At 45.6% G+C, this 22,923-nt stretch carries 26 protein-coding genes and 2 riboswitches; of the genes, 6 read left to right on the plus strand and 20 right to left on the minus strand.

Annotation, left to right across the window (positions count from 1 at the left end):
* Positions 1–15 precede the first annotated feature (15 nt).
* From MKY14_RS24685 to MKY14_RS24705, 5 genes are all read right to left on the minus strand, one after another.
* Positions 16–1,758 (minus strand): spore germination protein, encoded by a 1,743-nt coding sequence (locus tag MKY14_RS24685; RefSeq protein WP_076185169.1) that lies wholly within the window; start codon positions 1,756–1,758, stop codon positions 16–18.
* Positions 1,759–1,874: 116 nt separating this feature from the next.
* Positions 1,875–2,201 carry a thioredoxin family protein gene (locus MKY14_RS24690; protein ID WP_076124458.1) on the minus strand — a complete coding sequence of 109 codons (327 nt, stop codon included), beginning with the start codon at positions 2,199–2,201 and terminating at the stop codon, positions 1,875–1,877.
* 37 nt (positions 2,202–2,238) lie between these two features.
* Positions 2,239–2,631: a MerR family transcriptional regulator gene (locus MKY14_RS24695; protein ID WP_076276046.1), complete on the minus strand. Its 393-nt coding sequence runs from the start codon at positions 2,629–2,631 to the stop codon at positions 2,239–2,241.
* 145 nt (positions 2,632–2,776) lie between these two features.
* On the minus strand, positions 2,777–3,412 hold the full coding sequence (locus tag MKY14_RS24700; protein WP_076302355.1) for a ThuA domain-containing protein: 636 nt from the start codon (positions 3,410–3,412) through the stop codon (positions 2,777–2,779).
* Between the two features lie 48 nt (positions 3,413–3,460).
* Positions 3,461–4,183 carry an SDR family NAD(P)-dependent oxidoreductase gene (locus MKY14_RS24705; RefSeq protein WP_076124464.1) on the minus strand — a complete coding sequence of 241 codons (723 nt, stop codon included), beginning with the start codon at positions 4,181–4,183 and terminating at the stop codon, positions 3,461–3,463.
* Positions 4,184–4,411: 228 nt separating this feature from the next.
* On the opposite strand from MKY14_RS24705, the gene ytxJ reads away from it, so the two are divergent.
* Both ytxJ and MKY14_RS24715 read left to right on the plus strand, forming a co-directional pair.
* Positions 4,412–4,738, plus strand: coding sequence for a bacillithiol system redox-active protein YtxJ (gene ytxJ / locus MKY14_RS24710; protein WP_076302354.1), 327 nt, complete (start codon positions 4,412–4,414; stop codon positions 4,736–4,738).
* Complete coding sequence (locus tag MKY14_RS24715; protein WP_076124465.1) at positions 4,735–4,974, plus strand: glutaredoxin family protein; 240 nt, start codon at positions 4,735–4,737, stop codon at positions 4,972–4,974. Before ytxJ ends, MKY14_RS24715 begins: the two co-directional genes overlap by 4 nt.
* 99 nt (positions 4,975–5,073) lie before the next feature.
* Here MKY14_RS24715 and MKY14_RS24720 read toward each other — a convergent pair whose 3' ends face one another.
* From MKY14_RS24720 to MKY14_RS24740, 6 genes are all read right to left on the minus strand, one after another.
* Positions 5,074–7,398, minus strand: coding sequence for a histidine kinase (locus MKY14_RS24720; protein ID WP_076185175.1), 2,325 nt, complete (start codon positions 7,396–7,398; stop codon positions 5,074–5,076).
* 104 nt (positions 7,399–7,502) lie between these two features.
* Positions 7,503–8,129 (minus strand): potassium-transporting ATPase subunit KdpC, encoded by a 627-nt coding sequence (gene kdpC / locus MKY14_RS24725; protein WP_081383332.1) that lies wholly within the window; start codon positions 8,127–8,129, stop codon positions 7,503–7,505.
* 37 nt (positions 8,130–8,166) lie between these two features.
* On the minus strand, positions 8,167–10,200 hold the full coding sequence (gene kdpB / locus MKY14_RS24730; RefSeq protein ID WP_076124469.1) for a potassium-transporting ATPase subunit KdpB: 2,034 nt from the start codon (positions 10,198–10,200) through the stop codon (positions 8,167–8,169).
* Between the two features lie 16 nt (positions 10,201–10,216).
* A complete protein-coding gene (kdpA, locus tag MKY14_RS24735) occupies positions 10,217–11,893 on the minus strand; it encodes a potassium-transporting ATPase subunit KdpA (RefSeq protein WP_076141854.1) in 1,677 nt (558 codons plus the stop codon).
* A gap of 12 nt (positions 11,894–11,905) precedes the next feature.
* Positions 11,906–11,983, minus strand: coding sequence for a K(+)-transporting ATPase subunit F (kdpF, locus tag MKY14_RS30885; protein WP_076101420.1), 78 nt, complete (start codon positions 11,981–11,983; stop codon positions 11,906–11,908).
* Positions 11,984–12,109: 126 nt separating this feature from the next.
* A complete protein-coding gene (locus MKY14_RS24740) occupies positions 12,110–12,526 on the minus strand; it encodes a hypothetical protein (RefSeq protein ID WP_076124472.1) in 417 nt (138 codons plus the stop codon).
* Positions 12,527–12,777: 251 nt separating this feature from the next.
* A riboswitch (cyclic di-AMP (ydaO/yuaA leader) is annotated at positions 12,778–12,967 on the minus strand.
* A gap of 419 nt (positions 12,968–13,386) precedes the next feature.
* Positions 13,387–13,550, plus strand: a riboswitch (cyclic di-AMP (ydaO/yuaA leader).
* 68 nt (positions 13,551–13,618) lie between these two features.
* Between MKY14_RS24740 and MKY14_RS24745 the strand changes: the two genes are divergently transcribed.
* Genes MKY14_RS24745 through MKY14_RS24755 form a run of 3 tightly spaced genes read left to right on the plus strand, consistent with a single transcriptional unit; the run spans position 13,619 to position 15,202 of the window.
* Positions 13,619–14,173, plus strand: a complete 555-nt coding sequence (locus MKY14_RS24745) for a hypothetical protein (protein ID WP_076124474.1) — start codon at positions 13,619–13,621, stop codon at positions 14,171–14,173.
* Between the two features lie 14 nt (positions 14,174–14,187).
* Entirely contained in the window at positions 14,188–14,709 is a 522-nt protein-coding gene (locus tag MKY14_RS24750; protein ID WP_076185177.1) for a hypothetical protein, read from the plus strand.
* A gap of 40 nt (positions 14,710–14,749) precedes the next feature.
* Complete coding sequence (locus MKY14_RS24755) at positions 14,750–15,202, plus strand: hypothetical protein (protein WP_076185178.1); 453 nt, start codon at positions 14,750–14,752, stop codon at positions 15,200–15,202.
* Positions 15,203–15,661: 459 nt separating this feature from the next.
* Here MKY14_RS24755 and MKY14_RS24760 read toward each other — a convergent pair whose 3' ends face one another.
* The 6 genes from MKY14_RS24760 to MKY14_RS24785 form a co-directional block, all read right to left on the minus strand.
* A complete protein-coding gene (locus MKY14_RS24760) occupies positions 15,662–15,853 on the minus strand; it encodes a hypothetical protein (RefSeq protein ID WP_143762355.1) in 192 nt (63 codons plus the stop codon).
* Between the two features lie 31 nt (positions 15,854–15,884).
* Positions 15,885–17,165, minus strand: coding sequence for an ABC transporter permease (locus tag MKY14_RS24765; protein WP_076124479.1), 1,281 nt, complete (start codon positions 17,163–17,165; stop codon positions 15,885–15,887).
* Positions 17,158–18,060 carry an ABC transporter ATP-binding protein gene (locus MKY14_RS24770; RefSeq protein ID WP_036676693.1) on the minus strand — a complete coding sequence of 301 codons (903 nt, stop codon included), beginning with the start codon at positions 18,058–18,060 and terminating at the stop codon, positions 17,158–17,160. Before MKY14_RS24770 ends, MKY14_RS24765 begins: the two co-directional genes overlap by 8 nt.
* Positions 18,061–18,064: 4 nt before the next feature.
* Positions 18,065–18,994: an ABC transporter ATP-binding protein gene (locus MKY14_RS24775; protein ID WP_340011860.1), complete on the minus strand. Its 930-nt coding sequence runs from the start codon at positions 18,992–18,994 to the stop codon at positions 18,065–18,067.
* 18 nt (positions 18,995–19,012) lie between these two features.
* A complete protein-coding gene (locus MKY14_RS24780) occupies positions 19,013–19,408 on the minus strand; it encodes a GntR family transcriptional regulator (protein ID WP_076185182.1) in 396 nt (131 codons plus the stop codon).
* Between the two features lie 61 nt (positions 19,409–19,469).
* The gene (locus MKY14_RS24785; RefSeq protein WP_340011859.1) at positions 19,470–20,198 is read right to left on the minus strand and encodes a hypothetical protein; all 729 of its coding nucleotides are present in this window, start codon (positions 20,196–20,198) and stop codon (positions 19,470–19,472) included.
* Between the two features lie 340 nt (positions 20,199–20,538).
* On the opposite strand from MKY14_RS24785, the gene MKY14_RS24790 reads away from it, so the two are divergent.
* Positions 20,539–20,712 carry a hypothetical protein gene (locus tag MKY14_RS24790; RefSeq protein WP_179088739.1) on the plus strand — a complete coding sequence of 58 codons (174 nt, stop codon included), beginning with the start codon at positions 20,539–20,541 and terminating at the stop codon, positions 20,710–20,712.
* 387 nt (positions 20,713–21,099) lie between these two features.
* Here the strand turns inward: MKY14_RS24790 and MKY14_RS24795 are convergent, their stop codons facing one another.
* The 3 genes from MKY14_RS24795 to MKY14_RS24805 all read right to left on the minus strand — a co-directional run bounded on the left by MKY14_RS24795 (position 21,100) and on the right by MKY14_RS24805 (position 22,923).
* Complete coding sequence (locus MKY14_RS24795; protein ID WP_076124485.1) at positions 21,100–21,564, minus strand: DUF420 domain-containing protein; 465 nt, start codon at positions 21,562–21,564, stop codon at positions 21,100–21,102.
* 26 nt (positions 21,565–21,590) lie between these two features.
* Entirely contained in the window at positions 21,591–22,511 is a 921-nt protein-coding gene (ctaG, locus tag MKY14_RS24800; RefSeq protein ID WP_076124487.1) for a cytochrome c oxidase assembly factor CtaG, read from the minus strand.
* A gap of 85 nt (positions 22,512–22,596) precedes the next feature.
* Positions 22,597–22,923: a cytochrome C oxidase subunit IV family protein gene (locus MKY14_RS24805; protein ID WP_036682505.1), complete on the minus strand. Its 327-nt coding sequence runs from the start codon at positions 22,921–22,923 to the stop codon at positions 22,597–22,599.

Below are 22,923 nucleotides of genomic sequence, written 5' to 3' on the forward strand. Positions count from 1 at the left end.
CTTTACTTAGATCTCTCACCCTTTGCGTCGGGGGTCCTTCGGCTTCAACAGCGTAGGACGGCCTGTTAGAAATTGCAGTGGCATACGGAATATAAAATCTTTCCAATCCTTAGTCTTATACGGTATAAACATGCCAAGATAGGGTATGCCAAAGCTTTTTAGCTTGATTAAATGGGCACTCAGGAAAAGAAAAAATAATACAACTCCATATAATCCAAAGACTGCTGCAAAAAACATAGCTACAAAACGGAGCATACGCAGCGTCATTCCCGCACTATACATAGGGATGGTGAAGGAGGAGATTGCTGTAACTGAAACAACGATGACTAGAATTGGACTCACAATTCCCGCTTCTACCGCGGCTTGGCCGATGATTAGACCGCCAACAATCCCCATCGCAGGACCGATAGGTTTAGGCAGCCGGAGTCCGGCCTCCCGTAATATTTCGATTGAGGTCTCCATGATCAAAGCTTCGATTAATACCGAAAAAGGTACACCTTGGCGGGAGCTGATGATTGAAATGGCCAACTTTGTCGGAATCAATCCCGGCTGAAAGGAGAGGAAGGAAATATATAGTGCCGGTGCAAACATTGATATCAATGCGGCGAGAAAACGCAGTAAGCGCACCAACGACCCCACCATCCACCGATCGTAATAATCCTCTGGGGATTGCAACAGCATCCCGAAGGACACGGGCATGATCAAGGCAAAGGGTGTGCCATCCAGCAGGATAGCTACTCTCCCTTCCAATAACGCCGCCATTACGCGGTCAGGTCTTTCCGTATTCTGAATCTGCTGGAATGGCGTGAAGCTATTATCTTCGATTAATTGCTCCACATAACCAGATTCTTGCACATCATCTATATCAATCGTCCTAATTCTTCGTTTGACTTCTTCGACAAGTTCATCATTCGCGATATCTTTGATATAAGTTAGAACCAGATCCTTCTTCATCCTCTTTCCTACAGTAAAAGAAATCATGGCTAGCTCTGTGCTTTGCCCATGTCGGCGCAGTAATGCCGTGTTATCACTTAACGTCTCATTAAATCCGCTTCGAGATCCCCGCAAGACAGCTTCTGATTCAGGCTCCTCTATCCCTCTTGTGTTCCCCTTCGGGGTGCTGAGCACAATAGCCTCCGGTATCCCTTCTACTAACAGCACTACAGAGCCGAACAATACCTTTTGAAGGGAGAGCTTCACATTATCCGTAAACTCAACTTCCGAAATAAGCACGATCTCATGAATGAGAATATCTTTTAGATCCTTTGCTTCCGGTATCGTATGGGGATCTTTAAAAACCTTATAGGCATCCATTAAAGGCTTCAGAATATTCCGATCCATTTTATCTTTATCTGTCAGTCCATCTACAAATATAAGGGCCGCTTGCAGCTTTATACCTCCGATACGCAACTCCCGAAAACTCACATCATGCATATCTGTGCTCATCTCTTTAAATCTTTGCAAATCCTCCCGAAATTGACCGCTATAGTTTGCTCCTGTAGGAGATTCTTCACTGATTCCAACGGAATCGTCCGCCTTAGTAACCTTTTTCGTATTGCTAGAACCTAGAGATGCTTCTCCGTAAGGAATACCCCCGCCTATGCTGCCGGCAGCTTTTGTTGCTCTAGTACTTATCGTATCTTCCTTTACATTAGCCCAACTCATCATCCGGATTAGAATAAACGGAACGAAAAAGATCATAATAGCTTGGAAAATCACGCTCCATTTAGGAATTATCTCTAGAATAATATTCCACACTCTCTTCACCTCCTTTATAACTGTGTTCGTATTTTTTACCGAAGATGGGTAAATCATGCACGCAAAAAAGACCCCACAATATGGAGTCTCCCTAATTTCATCTTTAAATTATTGCCTTATGCTTGAAGAACCTTGTTCAGTATGCCTTGGTAAGCTGCTTTCGGACGCAGACCGACCAGCTTTTCCACGGGCTGCCCCTCTTTATATACAATGACTGTAGGCATCCCCATAACACCCGCTTCTCCAGCCAAATCCGGCAGTTCATCACAATTCACCTTAACAATAGAAACATCGTCTCCATATTCCTGGTGAAGATCTTCCAGAACAGGCAGCAGCACCTTACAAGGGGGGCACCATGGCGCACCATAATCCACCAGTACCGTTCCTCCACCACGTATTTCTGACCGCACCCAATCCGCACTATCGGCATTTATAATAGACATTTGCCATTCCTCCTCATATTTTTCAACACCAACAGTACTATTCCAAGTTCTCCAGTGTACACGTGCCCAGCTTGCTCTCATCCTGCTCCTGCAGAATAGATGCCATTCGTTCTTCCAAATTCCTCTTGATCTGATTCAGCTCTACAAGCTGACGTTCAATATCTTCCAATTTACTGCGGTATAGTGGCATCACTTCTGCGCAGAAAGCTTCTTTGTTCTTCAAGACACAATGTAGAAAGCCCGCGATCTGCTCTGTCGACAGACCCAGGTTCAAATATAGTTTAATCGTTTCTACCGTCTCTACAGCAAGTGAAGAATACTCCCGATATCCGTTGGCCTGACGGATCGGCGAGATTAATCCTTGACTCTCATAGTAACGAAGTGAACGGACGCTTACGCCCGTCAGTTTAGCAAGCTCACCTATTTTCATAGCATTCTCCCCGGGGTTCATGAGAATTGTTCTACACCAGTATAAACCCTGACACCAATGTTAGAGTCAACAAAAAAAATCCAACCGCAGCTAACCCGCAGTTGGACTCGTGTTTTATGTTACAACAGGTATATCCGCTTATATCCTACAATAATCCCGCCGCCCAAAGTCCACCTCTACGAATCATCTGGCGAAAGGGCTCTACGGAAAATGACGGCAAATGATGACCAGGCATTAAATAAACAACCCGGCCTAGACCAAATTCATGGCACCAAGCCGCCTGCCTCATTGCCCCATCATGAGGATATTCCATAAGCACAGTTGTTTCGAAATAGGGATGCTGCTCAAAATAATAAGGCTCATCATCGATCACAAATTCTTCGATCCCCTGCATAATGGGATGCTCCCGTGCCGGTATAGACATCTGGAGCGAAGTGAATTCTGGATGATGAGTGAAATGCGCTCCCAGCATAGCGCCTAGCTCCTGATTACGCTGTAAGGAGATTCCGTTATGTACCACTAGTAATCCACCACCGTTAGCCACATAGGAGAGCAATGCGCTGCTTTGTTCCGCCGGTATTTTATCATCGGAGAATTCGGTATAAGAGATCACCAGCTTGTAGTCAGATAATGTTTCTTTATTAAGCAGCCCATAATCCTCCGAGGAGAATACCTGCAGGTCATTGGCAAGGATCTGCTCAATCTCCCGGTCTACTCCCGCAAATGGGTGATATTTAACCTCCGAATAACTTCCGAGTGCCAGTGCTTTTAGTGTAGACATCCTATCATCGCCTTTCTTCGTGTAGTTTTTTTGATTACGGAAACCCATCTACCAAGGCCATGTATTTCCATCCACATCAAGATAGGCCGGCTCATCCCCTAGATGCTTTTTATACTCCATAACCTGACTTATAATCTGGTCTGCGGACACATCGGGTGAAATATCCGCTTGCTCATTTTTTTCGCCATGCATATAAGTCTTCATCCAGCCGGGGTGAAACACCATCACTTGACCCCCAAGCGTCTTTAGATGATTGTGCATCAGGGAGGATTGCATATTGAGAGCCGCCTTAGACATGCAGTAGCCGTACATATTAATACGTTTATTTCTGCCAATGCTGCCCGCTTCCGAAGAAATATTAACAATCAATTTATCCTTACTTTGCAATAAAAGTCCCATAAGTGCATTGCTGACTCTCAACGCGCCTAGCGTATTCACATTATAAATCTCCGCCATGCCCTCATCATCCATATCCACCAGCATCGTAGCATCATCTGCGGAATGAATAATTCCGGCATTATTAATAAGAATATCAACATGCCCCGTTCTGCTGGCGATAGCCCTTGCTGCCTGCTTTACACTGTCCTTACTACCAATATCGAGTGGAATAAGTTCCAGCTGTTCCGGATACTCCTCTTTAAGCGCTTTCAGTTCATCTGTATCTCTCATGTATTGTCCAGCAAATACTGAGAACTGTTTCTCTAAAAGAGAGTGCACAAGAGACAATCCGAGACCCCGATCAGCTCCAGTCACACATGCAACTCTGTTCATTCTTATCAACACTCCTACCTAGTAAGGATTATTGAAGCAAGTTGTCTTCCTTTCACCTTAGCATGCCATCCCCTTTTTTTCAACGCGCTAAAATGAGGGTTTAGTCATCCTTGGATTAGCTGCTCCAGAATCCTTTTTGTTTTAAATTTAATATATGTTACAATCATGATTACAGGTTGTTAACAACACAATGGTTAGTAAAATAACGATCCCAGGAGGGTGATATCTATGTCTATTCAACAACTTCATACATTGGAAGATCTTGAGCAGTATGTGGCTAAACCTGGCAAGAAGCTGCTGTTCAAACACAGCACTACCTGCCCGATTAGCGCCAAAGCTAATGAAGAATTCCAGGCTTATCTAAAGGATGCGGATACTGCAGCAGCAGTAGTTCTAGTCATCGAGGATCGTCCAGTTTCCAATCAAATTGCCGAGGATTTCGGGATTAAGCATGAATCTCCACAGCTCTTCCTGCTTGAGGATACTGAGGTCCGCTGGAACACTTCCCACTGGAAGATCACAAGAGATGCTATCAAAGAGGCTGTGAACCAATGAGCCAGCAAGTGATTGTTTATTCAACAGCAGGCTGCAGCGACTGTAATCTGGTCAAACAATATCTTACGGAGCAAGGTATCCCTTTTGAAGTAAGAGATGTTATGACTAGCACCGTCTATCAAGAGGAAGTCGAAAAGCTTGGTTTCATGGGTGTTCCTGTTACTGTAGCAGGGGATCACGCCACCAAAGGATTCAATCTTCCCGAGCTGAAAGCACTTCTCGAAGCTGCTCAGTAATTCATTCGTTTAATTATTTAGCACTTGATATATGCTTACAAAAAAGGGGATTCCAGCAGCCACTCGGCAAGGAATCCCTTTTTTTCATTGTTCTAAAGCTTAGGGTTCCTCACGCATAAGATTTGCCACGACCAGTACATCTACATTTCTGGCCGAACGCAAAATCTGTTTAGTGACATCCCCGCGTAGCCATTTGCGCACCCATGAGCGTTGGGACTGGCCGATAATAATCTGTGTGCTCTGTAAGGCTTGAGACCTTTCAAGCAGCAAGGAAGACACTCGTGCCGGGAGCACGTTAGGAATCATCTTAAACGTTCCACCCAGTCGTTCCGTCAATTCTTTCAAATCATTAATTCGTTTATCGTAAGAAGGCCCGCTCTGCTTATATTCCTGTACGTACGTAACATACCAGCAAGCTTTTAGACGATAGGCAATCCTAAAACCGCGCCGAATCAGACGTTCCGCATGATCTCCTAAGGTGATGCACACATAGATCACTTCCTGCCGCCGCCAAGGTCCCCGCAGCGACCCGACACGTTCCCAGGCCTCCAGACGTTCATCCACATCATCAGCAATTTCCCGCAGCGCCAGTTCACGGAGGGCGATTAGATTGCCGATTTTGAAAAAAGCACCCAGCGCCTGATCCACTTTGGTCATCGCATATATTTTTCCATCCTTCATCCGCTCTTGCAGTGTTTTGGGGGATACATCGATAAGTTCAACTTCGTCGGCCCGTTGCAGAATGCTGTCCGGGAAAGTCTCTCTAACTCTAACTCCGGTAATTTGTTCTACTGCATCATTCAAGCTTTCTAAATGCTGAACATTCACTGTGGAGATTACAGAGATCCCCGCATCCAATAACTCCATAACATCCATATACCGCTTCTTATGCTTGCTGCCCGGCATATTGGTATGTGCCAGTTCATCTACCAGTACGACCTCCGGATTACGCTTAATAATAGCTGCCGTATCCATTTCCTCAAGGACAGTCCCCCGATAGTCAATGCTCAGTCGCGGAAGGATCTCCAGATCACCGATCTGTTCAAGGGTTTCTTTACGTCCATGCGTTTCTAGTAGTCCAATAACAACATCGATCCCTCTCTTTAAGAGATCATTTCCTTCTCGCAGCATCTTATAAGTCTTGCCCACCCCGGGAGCAGCACCAATGTACACTTTAAATGTGCCCCCACGAATCGCATCGATTTTATCCTTTACTTCCTGAGTGCTTAATCTGTGATAGGCATCAGCTTTCCGCTCATTTCGGCTCTGCCGGGTAGGAAGAACACGTTCTCCCTCACGCTCAGCACGATCAGCCACGAAAAACACATCTACTCCACGGATTTGCTTTAACAATGAGTTAGCAATCGAACCCTTCCACAGCTCCTGCCACGCCGTTTGCTTAGAGTGACCCATAACGATACGGGTAATATTATGCTGGATGGCGTATTTCACTAGAAGTCCCGGAATCTCCCTCTTCGAGCGAAAAGAAATCTCCTCCATCGAGGCCCCAATCTTCTCAGTCAGCTTCCATAGGGATCGCTTGAAGGTTGCTGCTTCCTTAGAGGGCGTCAGGCCCTGCTTCCAGAAGGATACCACCGCCAGATCTCCGTTTAACCGTTTAGCGATTTGCTGCCCACGGCGGATATGAATCGAGCCATTCCAATAATACTGTGCGGACACCAACACTTTTTCGGCAATCCCCGAAGCCCCCAGCAATCCTTGCTCCTCCCGATGCTTCTCCAGCGAACCATTAACATCCTCCGCAACCATTCTCAGCGCCAGCTCCCGCAGCTTGCTTAGATTCCCTTTGTTAAAAAGCGAAGTCCGCTGCTTCTTGCCCAAATGTCCTTCGGACAAACGTTGAAGTATCTTTTCCGGAGTCACATCAATTAGAACGATATCATCTGCAAGGGTGAGCACTTCCGCAGGCAAGGAATATTCCACCTCAATCCCCGTCCACTTCCGCGCAAGATCTGCTGCGCCTTCCAGCTCGTATACGTTTACAGTTGTGATGACACTAATTCCACAGCCCAATAAATATTTGATATCCTCCAGCCTAGTCGATCTCTCCGCACCCTCGCGATTATGATGAGCCAATCCATCGGTCAGTACAACCTCTGGATTACGCGCCACAATGGCCTCCACGTCCAGATCCTTCTTCTCGATCTCCTTCTGAAACCAATGAATACTTGGAATCCGTTCCAAGTCACCCAGCTGATCCCTTGTTTCTGGACTTTGGTTGGTTGAAACCGCACAGATTACAACATCGATGCCCTGTGCTTTCAGCGCCTGACCCTCACGCAGCATCTGATAGGTCTTGCCTGATCCACTGACCGGACCTATATAGATCTTCAGACGTCCACGATGCAGCTCATAAATAGAGAGCAGCAGTTCCTCCGGCGTCTTCCTCCGATATGTTCCCATCAAGACCACTCCTTAATAACCCGTTCACCCATTCACTCTTCTATGCCAGAAAGCAAGATATCCCTGACCCAGTTTGAACAATCGGGCAGGGATATTAGCTATATTTATTTGTTCGTTAATTTCTGCAGCTCCATGTTCAGCTTCAGAACATTTACCCGCTTTTCACCAAACAGCCCTAGATCGCGACCTTCGGTCTGCTTATTCACTAGCTCTTCCAGCTGCGCGGCTGGAATCCCAGTCAAATTACTGATCCGGGGAATCTGCACAATTGCCGACGCAGGAGTGATATGCGGATCAAGACCTGAACCCGAGTTGGTTACTAAATCAACCGGCAGCTTGTTTACAGGCACATCCGGATTATCAAGCTGCCACTGTGTGATGGAATCCTTCGTCCGCTGCAGCATATCCGGGTTGGATGGGCCGTAGTTATTGGAGCCTGAGGCTTCCGCTTTATAATCAATGCTGGATACACGGCCATGGAATAATGCCGGGTCCGTAAAGCTTTGCCCGATGAGTTCTGAGCCCACAACTACTCCAGCGTCATTCTTCAGCTGACTGCCGTTCGCTTGCGATGGCATCAGAACTTGAGCAATCGCTGTAGTAGTCAGAGGATAAATCACTCCGCAAAGAACAATAAACACTAGACATAGCCGTAATATAATAAAGAAATTAGCCCCCTTCGATGATGACAACTGTTCTTCAGCGTCCGCATTCGATTTTCTGTTATTCACGATGCTCTCACCCTTTCAATGATTAGTCAATCCGTTGTTATATCCATACACTTACGAGCAAATCAATAAGCTTGATGCCCGCAAAAGGAACGACTACTCCACCTAAACCATAGATAAAAATATTACGTCCCAGCAGCTTCGTAGAACTCATCGCTTTATACGAGACACCTTTCATAGCCAATGGGATCAGCAGCGGAATAATAATCGCATTAAATATTAATGCAGATATAATTGCCGAGCTAGGTGAACCCAATCCCATGACATTCAGGGCTTCCATTTCGGGAATGGCGAGCATGAACATTGCCGGAATAATTGCGAAGTATTTAGCGATATCATTCGCAATACTGAACGTTGTCAACGCGCCCCGCGTCATCAGTAGCTGTTTACCAATAGCTACAACCTCAATGATCTTCGAGGGATCGGAGTCCAGATCAACCATGTTTGCTGCTTCCTTAGCGGCTGTAGTCCCACTGTTCATCGCTAAGCCCACATCAGCTTGGGCAAGGGCAGGTGCGTCATTCGTACCATCACCAGTCATTGCCACCAGCTTGCCTTCGTTCTGCTCACGGCGGATAACCGCTATTTTATCCTCAGGTGTACTCTCTGCAATAAAATCATCTACCCCTGCTTCACGGGCAATAGTAGCTGCGGTCAGCGGATTGTCCCCTGTACACATGATAGTCTTGATTCCCATTTTTCGCAGCTCATCAAACCGCTCTTTCATCCCTGGCTTAACCGTATCCTTTAAGTAAATAAGTCCATAAATCCGGTTGTCTACCGCAACAGCAAGCGGGGTCCCCCCCATCCGAGCGATAGCATCGGAATTACTGTCGAGGTTCGCGGGAATGACTCCGCCCTTCGACTGTACCCATTTCTTCACGGAATCGACTGCCCCTTTACGAACAGATCGTCCATCAAGTAGATCTATACCACTCATCCGGGTCTCAGCCTTAAACTCTACGAACTCTCCGCCTTCAGCAAGTTTGCTGTCATAGCTGCGCTCCAGCTTCTTAGCCAGCTCAATAACCGAACGTCCTTCCGGAGTCTCATCCTTTAGCGAACTAATAGCTGCCCAAGCCGTAAGCTCAGCTTCCGTTTCATCTCCAACAGGCACAAAATCACTCGCCATCCGGTTTCCGAAAGTAATCGTACCGGTCTTATCTAGAATCATTGTATTAATGTCGCCGGCAGCTTCAACGGCCTTCCCTGACATAGCAAGGACATTAAACTGTGTGACGCGGTCCATCCCTGCTATCCCGATAGCGGAGAGCAGTCCCCCGATTGTGGTCGGGATCAGACAGACCAGCAAAGCGATCATAACAGGAATATCTAGATCAACGCCCAGATAAGTCGCAATAGGCCGCAAGGTCACTACTACAATCAGGAAAATCAACGTCAGACTGATCAAGAGTGTATTTAGTGCAATTTCATTGGGTGTCTTTTGACGTTTCGCCCCTTCAACGAGGGAGATCATCCGATCCAGGAATGACTCACCGGGATCACTGGTAATTTTGACTTTAATCTCATCACTGACTACCCGGGTGCCGCCTGTGACTGAGCCGAAATCTCCGCCAGCTTCCTTAATAACAGGTGCAGATTCACCTGTAATTGCCGATTCATCTACGGAGGCCAGCCCTTCAATTACTTCACCATCGCCAGGGATAAGTTCTCCCTGACTGACGATGACGATATCTCCTTTACGAAGCTCGGAAGAAGAAACGGTCTTCACAGACCCTCCAACGAGTTTGTTAGCTGTGATATCCTGTTTCGTTTTCTTGAGTGAATCCGCCTGGGCTTTCCCGCGGCCTTCAGCCAGCGCTTCAGCGAAGTTGGCAAACAGCACTGTGAATAGCAGAATGAACAACACTGTGATATTGAAGCCTACCGATTTCTCTGCATTAAAATATCCGGGGGCCAGTACCATAAGCAATACAATAATCGTACCGATTTCGACTACGAACATGACCGGATTTTTGATTAACGTCACCGGGTTAAGCTTAATAAAGCTATCCTTTACAGCGCTTAGGAGTATGGGTCCCGTCAGCAGCTTTTTTCTTTTTACAGTACTCATCTTGTTCTCCCTCTTCCTACCGTAAGGTCAAATATTCTGCAATCGGGCCGAGCACAATGACCGGCAGAAACGTCAGAGCCCCGATAATTACAACGGTACCAATCAGAATTCCGGTGAACAGACCATTGTCTGTGCGGAATGTGCCAATCGTCTCAGGAACTGGCTTCTTCTGGATCAGTGAGCCTGCAACTGCCAGCATCGCGATTATAGAGACATAACGGCCAAGCAGCATTACGATCCCGGTTGTAACATTCCAAAAGGTGGTGTTGTCCGCAAGCCCTTCAAATCCTGAACCATTGTTCGCGGCAGAAGAGACATATTCATATAACACTTGGCTAAGTCCATGGAATCCGGGATTCGTGATGGAACCGTTGCCCAAGTCCGTTAAGAACGCACCTGCTGTTGGTACAAGGATAATGAACGGATGCACAAGGATAGCAATCGCAATTAGCTTCATCTCCTTGGCTTCTATCTTTCGCCCGAGAAACTCTGGTGTTCTGCCAACCATTAGTCCACATAAGAAGACACCCATGATGGCATACATCAGCATATTGATTAGTCCGACACCTTTTCCCCCAAAGACGTTGTTGAGCATCATTAGGGCCAGAGGGGTAATGCCACCTAGCGGTGTCAGCGTATCATGCATATTGTTAACACTACCTGTCGTAGCTGCCGTTGTTACCGAAGTGAACAGCGAAGATTGCGGGATACCAAAACGTACCTCTTTACCTTCCATGCTGCCTTGCGAAGACTCAATCCCCAGCGCATTGATAGCTGGATTGCCTTTGGTTTCCGCATAATAATTCAATCCTAGCAGTAGTACGAACAAGGTCATCATTGCTGTGAAAATCACCCAGCCCTGACGTTTGTTCTTAGCGAACAACCCGTACATATATGGCAAAGAGGCTGGCAGCATCCACATAGAGAGAATCTCCAGAACGTTCGTAAGTGGATTAGGGTTCTCAAAAGGATGTGCTGAATTGGCTCCGAAGAAGCCGCCACCATTCGTACCTAAGTGTTTAATTGATTCCAAAGAAGCGACTGGACCGATAGCGATTTGTTGCGTCTGGCCTTCAAGTGTAGTGACCTCAAGCGATGGCTTGAGCGTTTGTGGCACATGCAATCCTACCAGCACCAATGAAACTAGCAGAGCTAATGGAATGAATACACGAATATGTGCTTTTACGAAGTCCTCGAAAAAGTTCCCGACTGATTTCTGTCCTGTAATCCCTCTGACAAAAGCAACCGCAACAGAAAATCCGCTCGCTGCAGACGTGAACATCATCATCGTGATGACTGCCATTTGTGAAAAATACGATAGTCCCGTCTCCCCGCTATAATGCTGCAGGTTCGTATTGGTCATAAAGCTGATCACCGTATTGAATGAAAGCGTCTGTTCCATATCGGCAATTCCATTCGGGTTCAGCGGCAATCCCCGCTGTAATCTCAGAAAAATATAACTGAAAGCAACCAGTACGATATTAGTTAAAACAAAGCTGAGTGCATACTTCTTCCAGGACATTCCGTCCCGTTTTTTCAGGCCGATCAGCTTATAAATACCTTTCTCTGTGCCTGCAAACCAGCGATCCGTACGATTCGGTTCGTTAGAAAATACATGATATAAATAAGTTCCCATCGGCTTGACCAGCAAGATGAGAATTACAATTACGACGACTATTTGCAAAATGCCCATGAATGCCCCTCCTTAAAATTTCTCAGGATGAATCAACGCGTAAACCAGATATATAAACAACAGTAGGGTAACAGCGATTACTAGAATCACAGCTTATCCCTCCCCGTATCCTCAACTACACCTGCGCACCAGCGCATAAAGCCATAAAATAACCCGTAAATTACAGCTAACGAAGCCACCATATACAGATCCATCATATCTTCCGCACTCCTTCCATTATCCTTGATGAGGTGATCTATCGATTAGAAAATCAGCATCACCACTATGGGAATAGATTACATAGCTCGCACCAAGTCTTTTATAGACCAATCTAGGATTTATTGAACTTGTAATCACAAAAATCGGCTGTGTCGTCCAGGTACGGCACATCTGAATATAGCGGCAGCAAAGCGGAAAGCTGCTCTCAAACAGATATACCCTGCCTACCGGGAACGATGGGCGAAACCAAGTGCTCTGATGGCGGGTATCCACAAGAATAACCTGCTCAATCCCGAGCTCCTCAAGTAAAGCTTTCTCAGCCACATTGTTGGTTAATCCCGCCATCTTAATACCCCTGAACTTCAGAAGTTTAATGAAATGTTCTCCCGCCTTTGTAGGCGCACATACAAGCACATATTCATTCTGATCCGTCATCTTTTTTTCTCCTCCTGCTCATTTACAACAAGGAGGCAACGAAAATCTCCGAAAGGATGTTGACCTATCGTCATTTTCGGGCACAACCTAAAGCTCGGTTGTGTCACGTCATTAGACGCTGCCTTACAAATACCGCTAATGATGAATTTAGCGACCTCTTAGGGGAGGCCTCCATAAATGCTTTGCTTCTAAGAGCACAGCAAAAAGCCACAAAGGATCTCCTCTGTGGCTCGCTAGCGGTCACATTGCACTCATCCTCTCTCCATACGCTTACGAGGTTAGCTGTCGGATTCGGGCGGTGAGAGTCGCCCTACCTGTATAGATGCGAGCTCACTCACACCCTCTACAGGATTCACCCCATAATCGGCTTCCGACTCTCACATCGGCTGCCGATTGTTGGTTCCCCCGCTTTCCTTATCGGAAATTAAGCGGATCAAATATTCGATTGTCGTTGAAACAGGAGTAATCATACTCTTATGCACGAAGACTTGTAAAACCTGAATGATGCCAAAATAATGCAAATTAAAAACTATTTTCCCATTAGATAGCGCTTACTTGATATCTAATCTCTCTATATCTCTTGTTTACTCGAGTTTGGAGCGTTTAATCGCTATCTATAACCCATGTGATTTTATTCACCTTTTTAGAGCGAAAATACTGCAAATTCCCATTATAGGTAGAAACGCAAGAAGCTGAGGCTGAACGAGAAAGAGGCGCGATAACACGCCATAAATACCTATTTACCTCGTTTTTCAGTCGTAGTCGGCAGGATATGGTTAAAATTGCTCTAAAAGAACATTTTCCGTTTTTTACAGAAAATCTTGAAAAGAGTATGATTCGGGTTGAATCCAATTCATGAAAAACAATCAACGCTGAGTTCCTGCATTGCAGGGAACGGGGGAACCATCAGGCCACCTGGCCTACTTGGGGTGAATCCAAAGGAGACTGCATAAGTCTCAATAGGTAGGGCGACTCTCACCGTCCGAATCCGACAGCTAACCTCGTAAGCGTAAAGAGAGAGACCCTTGATCCGCCACGCTTTGGCCCAGGTATATCTGCCTGTAATCCAAAACCGCAGCAGAGGTCCTCCTCTTGCTGCGGTTTTTGCGTTACCTGAGCTTATTAGGTGATAGCACGCTGGATGGGGTGAATGTTTTGAAGCACTATTATTTAGGGATACATCAAGGGCTGCTTGAGCCGATAAGTCTAAATTACGTTTGTTTCGGGGCCTTGTGGTTCGAAGAACATAATCACAGGTACATTGTAGGCTATGCATTTGGCCAGAACCAGATCCAAGCCCTTCGCCAGTTCAGCACACCTTCTTCTTGTAAAGACTGTTTAGACTCTAAGATTGTATATGAGATATATAAAAAAATTCGAGAACAACAGCAGCAGCAGGATTGGTCATCACACCAAAAGCTCCCGTGGTTTACAGCCTTCAAGGAGCCTTGGAAAGATGTAAGCGCCGGTTGGTATGTCTTGAGATCCCGCAGCACCTTTCCCTTACATCTATCTGTTATACGAAAAGAGAAGTTCCGACTATGGCTAGAGCATACCGCAGTCTGTGAGAATAAAATGGAAATGCTCGCTTGTGTAGAAAAGGCTAGTGTCACTCATCATGTAGACTTAAAGCTTTTGGAAATCTAAGGAGGAACCCTACTATGGACCAGCGCAGACTATCCCGCATTGAAGTATTTGTATTGGATGAACCCGAGCCTATTCACTATGGAATGGAAGGGGCTGAAGGCTGCCGTTATGGTATTCTGAAGCTCACCTGTAAGGGAGGCTGCAGTTGGGGGGCTTGTCTGATCTCTGCCAACACCAAAAATTTCGATCTCATTAAATGGAGTTCTTTTTTACGGGCTATCTGTCATTGCCGTCTTGAGGAAGCGCTGGATAAGGTCCGTCGCGAAGGTTCAGATTGGGAGCAGGTTAAGCTTGAGCTAGTTCAGGGTGCTTTGCAGGATTTAAAGGCCAAGCTCCAGGGTAAATCCTTGGCAGGGCATATTCAGCAAGGGCGTCTGTACAGTGTTGCAGCAGGGGGGAGCAATTCCAGAAGTGAACGGCTCTACTACAAACCTTCCAAAGCTTTATCCAGTGCCTCCCAGCAGAAACACAGTTGCCCGGAACCAGACACCGCCGATCTCATCAATAAATCCATCTCTTACTTTTCTATATTATAGATTCAAGCAAATCTCTCAATCTGAAAGGATCGTGTTCACCATGCCTGACCCCTTACCTCCCGAGTCCACCTACAGTACTAAATTTGCAGAGTGTGTTCAAAAGTATACTAATGAAGTCTACGTACTTAGTTCCATGTTGTTAGAACAATCTAATGAGGCAGACAAGATTACTATCCGCACCTTCACAGAGCTTCATAAAATATATCGTCAGGATGATTTCGATCCTCAGTTATTCTCTATCCACGCTTACCGCACTTGTATTCGCCAGTGTGCTGATTCTTTTGCCCGGCGCTCGCTTCTATCGGCTAAGGCATTACCTTGGGAGGAACAGCTTGTGAAGGTCATGTGGTACGGTCTAAAGCTGCCTCTTTCTCAAATAAGCATTATTCTGCAAAAAAGTGTTCCCGCACTGAAAACACAGCTTAGAGCTGTACGGGAGCAGATGACCACCCAAACGGATATACTAACGAGCGCAAATCTTTCTATAATTTAGTCACTGACTAGAATTCAGACAATCTTTAAGCGCATGAAGCATCTAACGGACTCAGGAGCCTTTAATTGAAGCTTTTCCACAAATATGGCCGGCGTTCGGACTCCAGTAGAAATCCCGAGCGATGAACGTCTTGGATCGTCTTAAAGCAAGCCCTAATCATCTTCCACCAAGGCTTACGGACCCAGATGACGTTACTTACACGTTTATCGCCTTTTGAGCATAGTATCGGACTCCAGTGCAACTATTTGGTTAAAAGAGCTACTAATTCACCATTTTTCATGCCAATAGCGACTATAGTGTCCGATATCTTGCTAAATCTCGATGATTGTTGCATTTAAGTGCTGCTGGGTCCGTTAGCTATATCAGCTCGTATACAAAGAGATTGCCAACTCAAAAACGGGGATATCCCAACAACCATAAATGGTTGTTAGGATACCCCCGAAAATTCAGTTCCTACTATTACACTTTACTCTTACGCGCCTTACCGTACATCCACAATCCTGCCAACATCCCCACTATAGCAACACCAGTCAATACGCCTTGAACGAAATCCATAAAAGTGGAGCCATCCGGAAGCATTCTACTAACCGTAGCCAGCGATACCGAACTCATTAAAAGCATAATGGTATATTGTTCGCTTGTAGACATCATTAGCACTCCTTAAAAGTTATATGAGGTCTTCTTAGATCTTGTAAGCTTTCATTGCTTTTCTGATTTCTTTAATACTTGGGCGTTTGCCGTACATCAGTACGCCGGTACGATAGATCTTGGCTGCCAGCCATCCGAAGATGAAGGTAGTCACAAGCAGGATCAGCAGCGATACAATGACTTGCCAGATCGCCACCTCGCCGACACCAATTCGGAGCAGCATCGTCAATGGTGAGGTGAAAGGCACATAACTCGCTATCTTAACCACTAGAGTATCTGCATTGGAGATACTGAACAGTGGAACATAGAACGCTACGAAGCCTAACATCATGATTGGCATTACCGCCTGACCGAGATCCTCCGTACGGCTGACAATCGAACCTACAGCCGCATACATCAAGGCATAGAGGAAGTAACCTAATACGTACAAGACAAATCCATAGAGCAGCAAGTTAATATTGAGCTGGCCTAAATCGAGATCAAAATCAGCCAATACAGTCGCATTATGCGGGAGCGTCAAATTGACGACGATCGCTGCGACAAAGATCCCAATTTGCAATATTCCTACTAGGAAAACACCGATAACTTTACCGAACATTTGCGCTAAAGGTGAGGCACTTGTAATCAGAATCTCCATAATCCGCGAGCTTTTCTCAGAAGTTATCTCTGCGGCAATCATGTTGCCTGTCATCATAATGGACATAAAGAACAACATAAGCATGGCATATACGATAATGTAGTTAATGGCTGGAGTGTCCTCCTGAGAGCTTTCACTGCCACCGCCTGCGTTAAGCTGTTGTGTAGTAATCTGCACAGGCGTTGACATTGCAGCAATCTGTTCAGAGGTCAGCTTGTCGCCAACGATGAATTGTGTGTTTGCTTGCTGAAGTGCATTTTGGAGATAAACTTGCACATCTCCGTTTAGTTCCCCATCATTACTATGATAAGTAACGGGTGGAAGCCCTTCACCAGTAGGTTCCGCAAAAGTAACATAACCTTCTACGGTCTCTTCATCTAATGCTTTCTTTAACTCGGCATCCTCCGCAGAAGCATATTGTACTATCTTAGCCTGTGGCATGCCCTCTGGCGCAGTATAAGCCTTCAACAATTCTGCAACCTGATTTCCCTCTTCAGCAATCACAGCAATTTGAGTAACTTCACTTTTGGCCGAATCACCCTTAAACTGATCGATGATATAGGGAAGATTCATCCCTATGCTGAGCAATAATACTAGAATCAAAGTAGTAATCATAAATGATTTCGTTCTAACTTTATTTTTAAAGGTAAAGCCGATAATTGTCCCCATCTTATTCATTAGATTCACCCACCGCTCTGATAAAGATTTGGTTTAACGTAGGTTCCTTGATTTCAAAATGCTCCACTTCACCCTGTGCTATCGCCTGCTGTAAAATACGCTGTGCTGCACCGATCTCACTGATCGATAACAGATACCCACGCTCCAGCCGTTTAACTGCTGTAACACCTGCGATGGACTCCAGACCTTTTACCTCATTAGCTGTACGCAGCAATACTTCTTCCCGCGGGTAGCCATTCTTGATCGTGCGGATATCCCCTTGAACGACCGTATTGGATCGATCGAGAATCGTAATGTTACGGCATAGCTCTTCCACATGCTCCATCCGGTGCGTAGAGAAGAGGATACTTGTTCCCGAATCACGTAATTCTTTGACCGTATCTTTCAGCAGCTCCACGTTTACTGGATCCAGCCCGCTGAAAGCTTCATCTAGAATCAGAATCTGCGGCTTATGAACGACAGCGGCGATAAAGCCCATTTTTTGCTGATTTCCTTTGGAAAGCTCTTCTATTTTTTTATTGTAATAATCCGGAACCTCGAATCGATCCAGCCAATAGCGCAAGCTCTTATCTGCATCACTAGCTGACATCCCACGCAGGCGGGCCAAGTAAACGATTTGATCGCTGATCTTCACCTTAGGATATAGTCCACGTTCTTCGGGCAGATAACCCATAAGTTGCTGCAGTTCACTGTTGAAAGGTTTTCCGTTATACAAAATCTTGCCCTCATCAGGGTAGATTAGGCCGAGCACCATACGCATCGTGGTTGTTTTCCCCGCGCCGTTCGCCCCCAGTAATCCGTAAATTTCCCCTTTACCTACGGTTAGGTTAATTCCGTTTACTGCGGTTTTTTCTCCATATTGCTTAACTACACTTTCCAGCTTTAAGGCTTCCATTTCTCTAGTCCCCTCTCTTGTGGTCAATTAGAATAGGACGATGACCCTGTGTCCATAAACTTAATATTTCGTCCAGCTCCAAACTGCGGCTCTTGATAACCTTTACGCCCAAGTCATGAATGCGTTTCTCGTTTTCAGAAAATTGTTCTATGATAAAAGAAGCTACACCCGGTGTATCCATGGTAAAGTGCAAGCCTCCTGGCAACTCAGCCGATAACTCCGCAAGCTCCTCTTCATCCGCAGCATTCACCCAAACCTCGGTCCAAGCACCGAACAGACTGTCTTTTTCAGCCATACCCAGCAGTTCTCCCCGATGCATAAGGACGATATAATCCGCCAGCCGTCGCACCTCATCCACAATGTGTGTGGAGATGATAATCGTTGCGTTGTGCTCATCCATATATTTACGAAGTGTCTCGATCATAATCTTCCAGGCAAAAGGATCAAGACCCGATGAAGGTTCATCCAATAGCAGCAGACTTGGCCGTGCCGCAAGTGCTACAGCAATTTCGAATTTCCGGCGCTCCCCTTTAGACATCTTCGAAAGTCTCATACGATACGGAACCTCAAAGCGATCCATCAGCTCGTGAAAATACTGATCGTCCCAATTTGGATACCAATACTTCCGAAATCGAGCTGCCTCCTCTGCATTCCAGTGGTTCTCCTCAGTAATTGACGTTTCAGGAACATAGGCAATGGTCTGACGAAGCTCCAGAGACAACCCGCTATCATACCTGTTCTCGAACCAATATATCTCGCCTTCCTCTGGATTAGTCAGCTGCATCAGCAGATTCAGCAGCGTACTTTTGCCAGATCCATTCTGACCTACCAAAGCTGTAATATATCCTTTAGGCAGATTCAGGGTCAGTGGCCCTATCGTCTTGTTTCGCCGCCGTTTAAGTACATTCCGCAATTCTATAGCCATCTGTACCATATGAGTAAGCGCCCCCTCTCAATCCTTTTCTCTATACTTGCGTTCTATAATCTCCATAAAAATCTGTTCAATTTCATCCTTGCTGCAATGTACCGATCGGCCGATATCCACTGCACTCTCAAGTGCTTTGCCAACCGTTTCACGTTTATATTCTTCCATGGCTCCGTCACCTACATGGGATACAAAGGTACCCGTTCCTTGTCGCGTTCGCAGCAAACCTTCGTTCTCCAGATCCTGATATACCCGCCGCACGGTAATTACACTGCATTTCAGATCTCCTGCGAACTCACGAATCGAGGGCAGCAGCGTACCTTCTGTAATGACTCCGCTAATGATTAATGATCTAAGCTGAGTCTCTATTTGATGATAGAGGGGCTCTGCACTATTTTCGTTGATTTGTACCGGTATCCACATTATTTACACCTCGCCTTCCACTCTAGCGTGCTAGAGCGCAGTCCTTGCCATTTCCGATTTTTTATATGAGATTGCGACTTTTCAGCCGATGTATAGTCCATTTAGAGAATAACTGCACAGATATTGTTCCCAGCAGAAGTGACCCCCACATGATCGGAGATAACAGCCCCCACTCCTTCGAATAGGAGATACTGTATAAGAACAAACTGCCTCCGCCCAGTGTAACTAAGAACGATGTTGCCCACGATAAAACTACGATAAGCAATGTTAGCCATAGATAAGCTTTGCCGCTAAAAAGATATTCAATAAAAATATATAGACCTGAGACCATGAATCCGAAGCCGAGCCAAGTAATCGCAAAAGCTATGTACGAAGGAACCGTCAGCTCTGCCCGGAAATTCTCTCCTAACAAGTAAATAATAACGAAGAATAACGTACCATTTAGAGTAAAGGAGCCCACACCCTGAAGTTTCCTCCGCGATAATATTACTGCAGCTGGGATCGGTAAAGTTCGTAAGTAAACCAACATTTTTGTGTAAGAGTCTTCACTCCAATATTTCATGGAGCGGCGAGAGAATGTTAATCCCAATAAGGGGATAAAGGAGAGAAATAAGAAATCCGCTAGCATCGTCCGATCCTGCTCACCTAGTACATCATTTGCTATCAGGCTAGTCAGTCCACCAAGATAACTCATAAAAACAACTGTTATCACGAGGGTCCCTAATATTTTTAATTTGTCTCCGCGAAAATCAGAGCGCAACATAAACCATGAATCTTTTAATGTTCTCATTAATGCTAACCTCGCTTTACAATGTCTTCAGCGTCTAGCAGAAGCAGGTGTTCATATCCCTGTGCTTACTGTATATATCTATATACACAGTATATGACCTTGGTTTTTCATTGTCAATCCTGTAACTGGAAATTATTCAAAAGAAATAGGAGGTTTGGGCAACCTCATACTTCAAGCTTATGAAGACACTCTCAAACGTTAGGTAACGCTTATTTATTGAGATTAAATACAATGAAGGGGAATTGAGGCAGAATGCTACGGGGCGAATGTAACTGGGATAATGGAGTTTATTAGATAATTCATTCTGGAAATGAAGTAGTAAGAGCTCACTCTTGCTTCTATGCAACGTGTTGGTGTGATGTGTGTTGAGGGAGGCGGGTATGGCGGATGGTGCGGTATCGGGGGCGGGGTGCTGATTCGGCTGCTGACTGGTTCAGGTTTCGGGTGTGGGATACCGTTTCGGCTGCTAGTGCAGTTTCAAGTATGGGATATGGGCGACTGCCGGGCGGATTAACATTAGGGAAAAACTCCCTAAAATCTGCCCAACCGAGCTTAGATTATTAGTTTTTAGGGAAATCCTCCCCAAAAATTCAGCTATTACTCCGTTATTGAGCTAAATCCATTCACTTTCAGGGAGGATTTCCCTAATTATGGCCTTTTTTAGCTAATTTCGTGCATTATCAGGGAGGTTTTCCCTAATTGCGTCTTTTTCGAGCTAACTTCGTTCAGTTTCGGGACAGATCCCGAAGCTCTACAAACCAAAATAAGCCCATCACCCGCAATCCCTACTCAGGAACATGCAGATATATAGGCTTATTTCATAACTATTTACGGTTCTGCTACTCTAGTGCTGTTCATTCGCTCAACGCACTAAACTCTGTGCTCTATTCAAGCACTTATTTTACGCTCCCAAAATAACTTCCCACACCGGCTTGGTATGTCCACCTGGATACAAAACATACAACAGCACGTACACCATAACGCCTGTAATCGCTGTGATAAACCAAATTATCGATGTCACTCTGCCCCACTTACGGTGCTTGGAATACTTCGCCTTGAAACCAAGAGTTAACGTAGTAAGTCCGAATACCGCAGCTACGGTTGCCAGAACGATATGGAAGATCAAAAACACTTGATAAATCGTCTTCAGTTCATCCGGTCCGCCCCATGAGGTATTCCCCACAAACAACGTTCTCGATACGTAAACAATAAAAAACAGCAGCGCAGCGATAGCGGCAGCAATCATCGTTTTCTTATGCGCCTCGCGTTTGCCCTTGATAATGAGCCACCAACCTATAGCCACCAGCACCGCGCTGATCACGATGAATGACGTACTAATAGTCGGAAACACTGTGAAAATATCCATGATTCTCCCCCTCGGCAGTCTACCAGTTATGCACGGTTCAAGTTGCTCTCCTGAAGTGTTGAGGATGGCGTCGACAATTCATCGTCGTCTTGTCCGTTCTCTTTTTTATACCAATGATAGAACACATAAGCAAGCATAGAGGCAAAAATAAATTCCTGAATGAACTTCATCGCGATGCCTCCCACCTGTTGATCTACCTTCGGCGACATCACTTCAAAGAATGCAGGACCTCCAAAATTCTGAAGTAAAACAGAGGGGTCTCCCGAGATACAATAGCCCATAGCACGCGCCCAAGTCTCTGGATCACTGTAAGTGGCGTAGAGCGGATGATCGGCAAATATAATCAGCCCGCAAGCCGGTGTCAGCAATACCATGTTCAGAAAAATAAATCCAATCTTCCCAAGCCCACTCGCCATACGATGTTCCGGCAGCGGATTAATCAGTGTCCACCACATTAAAGCAGAGGTCAGGAACAAAACAATGTAATAAATACGATGAACAGTAAAATGCAGCATCACATAATCATGAATAACAGGAATATGGTACAAGGAAAAAAGTCCGTTAAACAATAGTGCAGCTACTACCGGATGAGCTAAAAAAGATAACCGCCGAAGCGGATTCACCTTTAGTATCCTGCGCCAGATAAAATCTGGAATTCCAAGCATAATCAGCGGCACCGCTACCAGATAAGACAAGGCCATACTGACCATGTGGAAGGAAAACATCATATGCCCTAAAAGGCTAATGGGTCCTCCTTGTGCCAGGTAAAGGGCAAGCATCCCACAGACAAATAACGCTCTACGCCAAAATGGCACCGGTAATGAATCGGCATAACGCCCAGCAATCGGACCAATCCACACAAAATAACCTGCTGTCAGCAGCAGCATTACCGCTAGAAAAAGCGGACTCCATAGTTCAGCAAAACTAAAGTATTCTAATCCCAGCATAATCCCAACCTCCTAGCGCAGGAATTCATATATCTAAACATCAAAAAGAGGGGGCATCGCAGCCCACCTCTTTCATTATCGTCCGTTAATTCCACCAAACCCAATACAGCGACATAACAATACAGGTCCCAGCGATAAAGAAGCCGCCCAGCATGAAGAGAATCGGCAGAAGATGCCCTTTATCTTTTAGATGCATCCAGAAGCCCATCTGCACAATAACCTGAAGAACAGCCATTACCAGCAGCAAAATAATCGCAAAGGTTGCATTTACGCCCCCAGCCGCAACAGCAGCGAAAGCAATCAATGTTAAGACAATGGAGAAAATAAAGACAACAATATGTTTCTGTGGTCCTTCATGCCGATGACGTTGCTTATACCCGCCGCTATCTGGCATATGCTGATCCGTCGTCAT

It is taken from the genome of Paenibacillus sp. FSL R5-0887, from assembly GCF_038002305.1.
Taxonomy (GTDB): Bacteria; Bacillota; Bacilli; order Paenibacillales; family Paenibacillaceae; genus Paenibacillus_AQ; species Paenibacillus_AQ odorifer.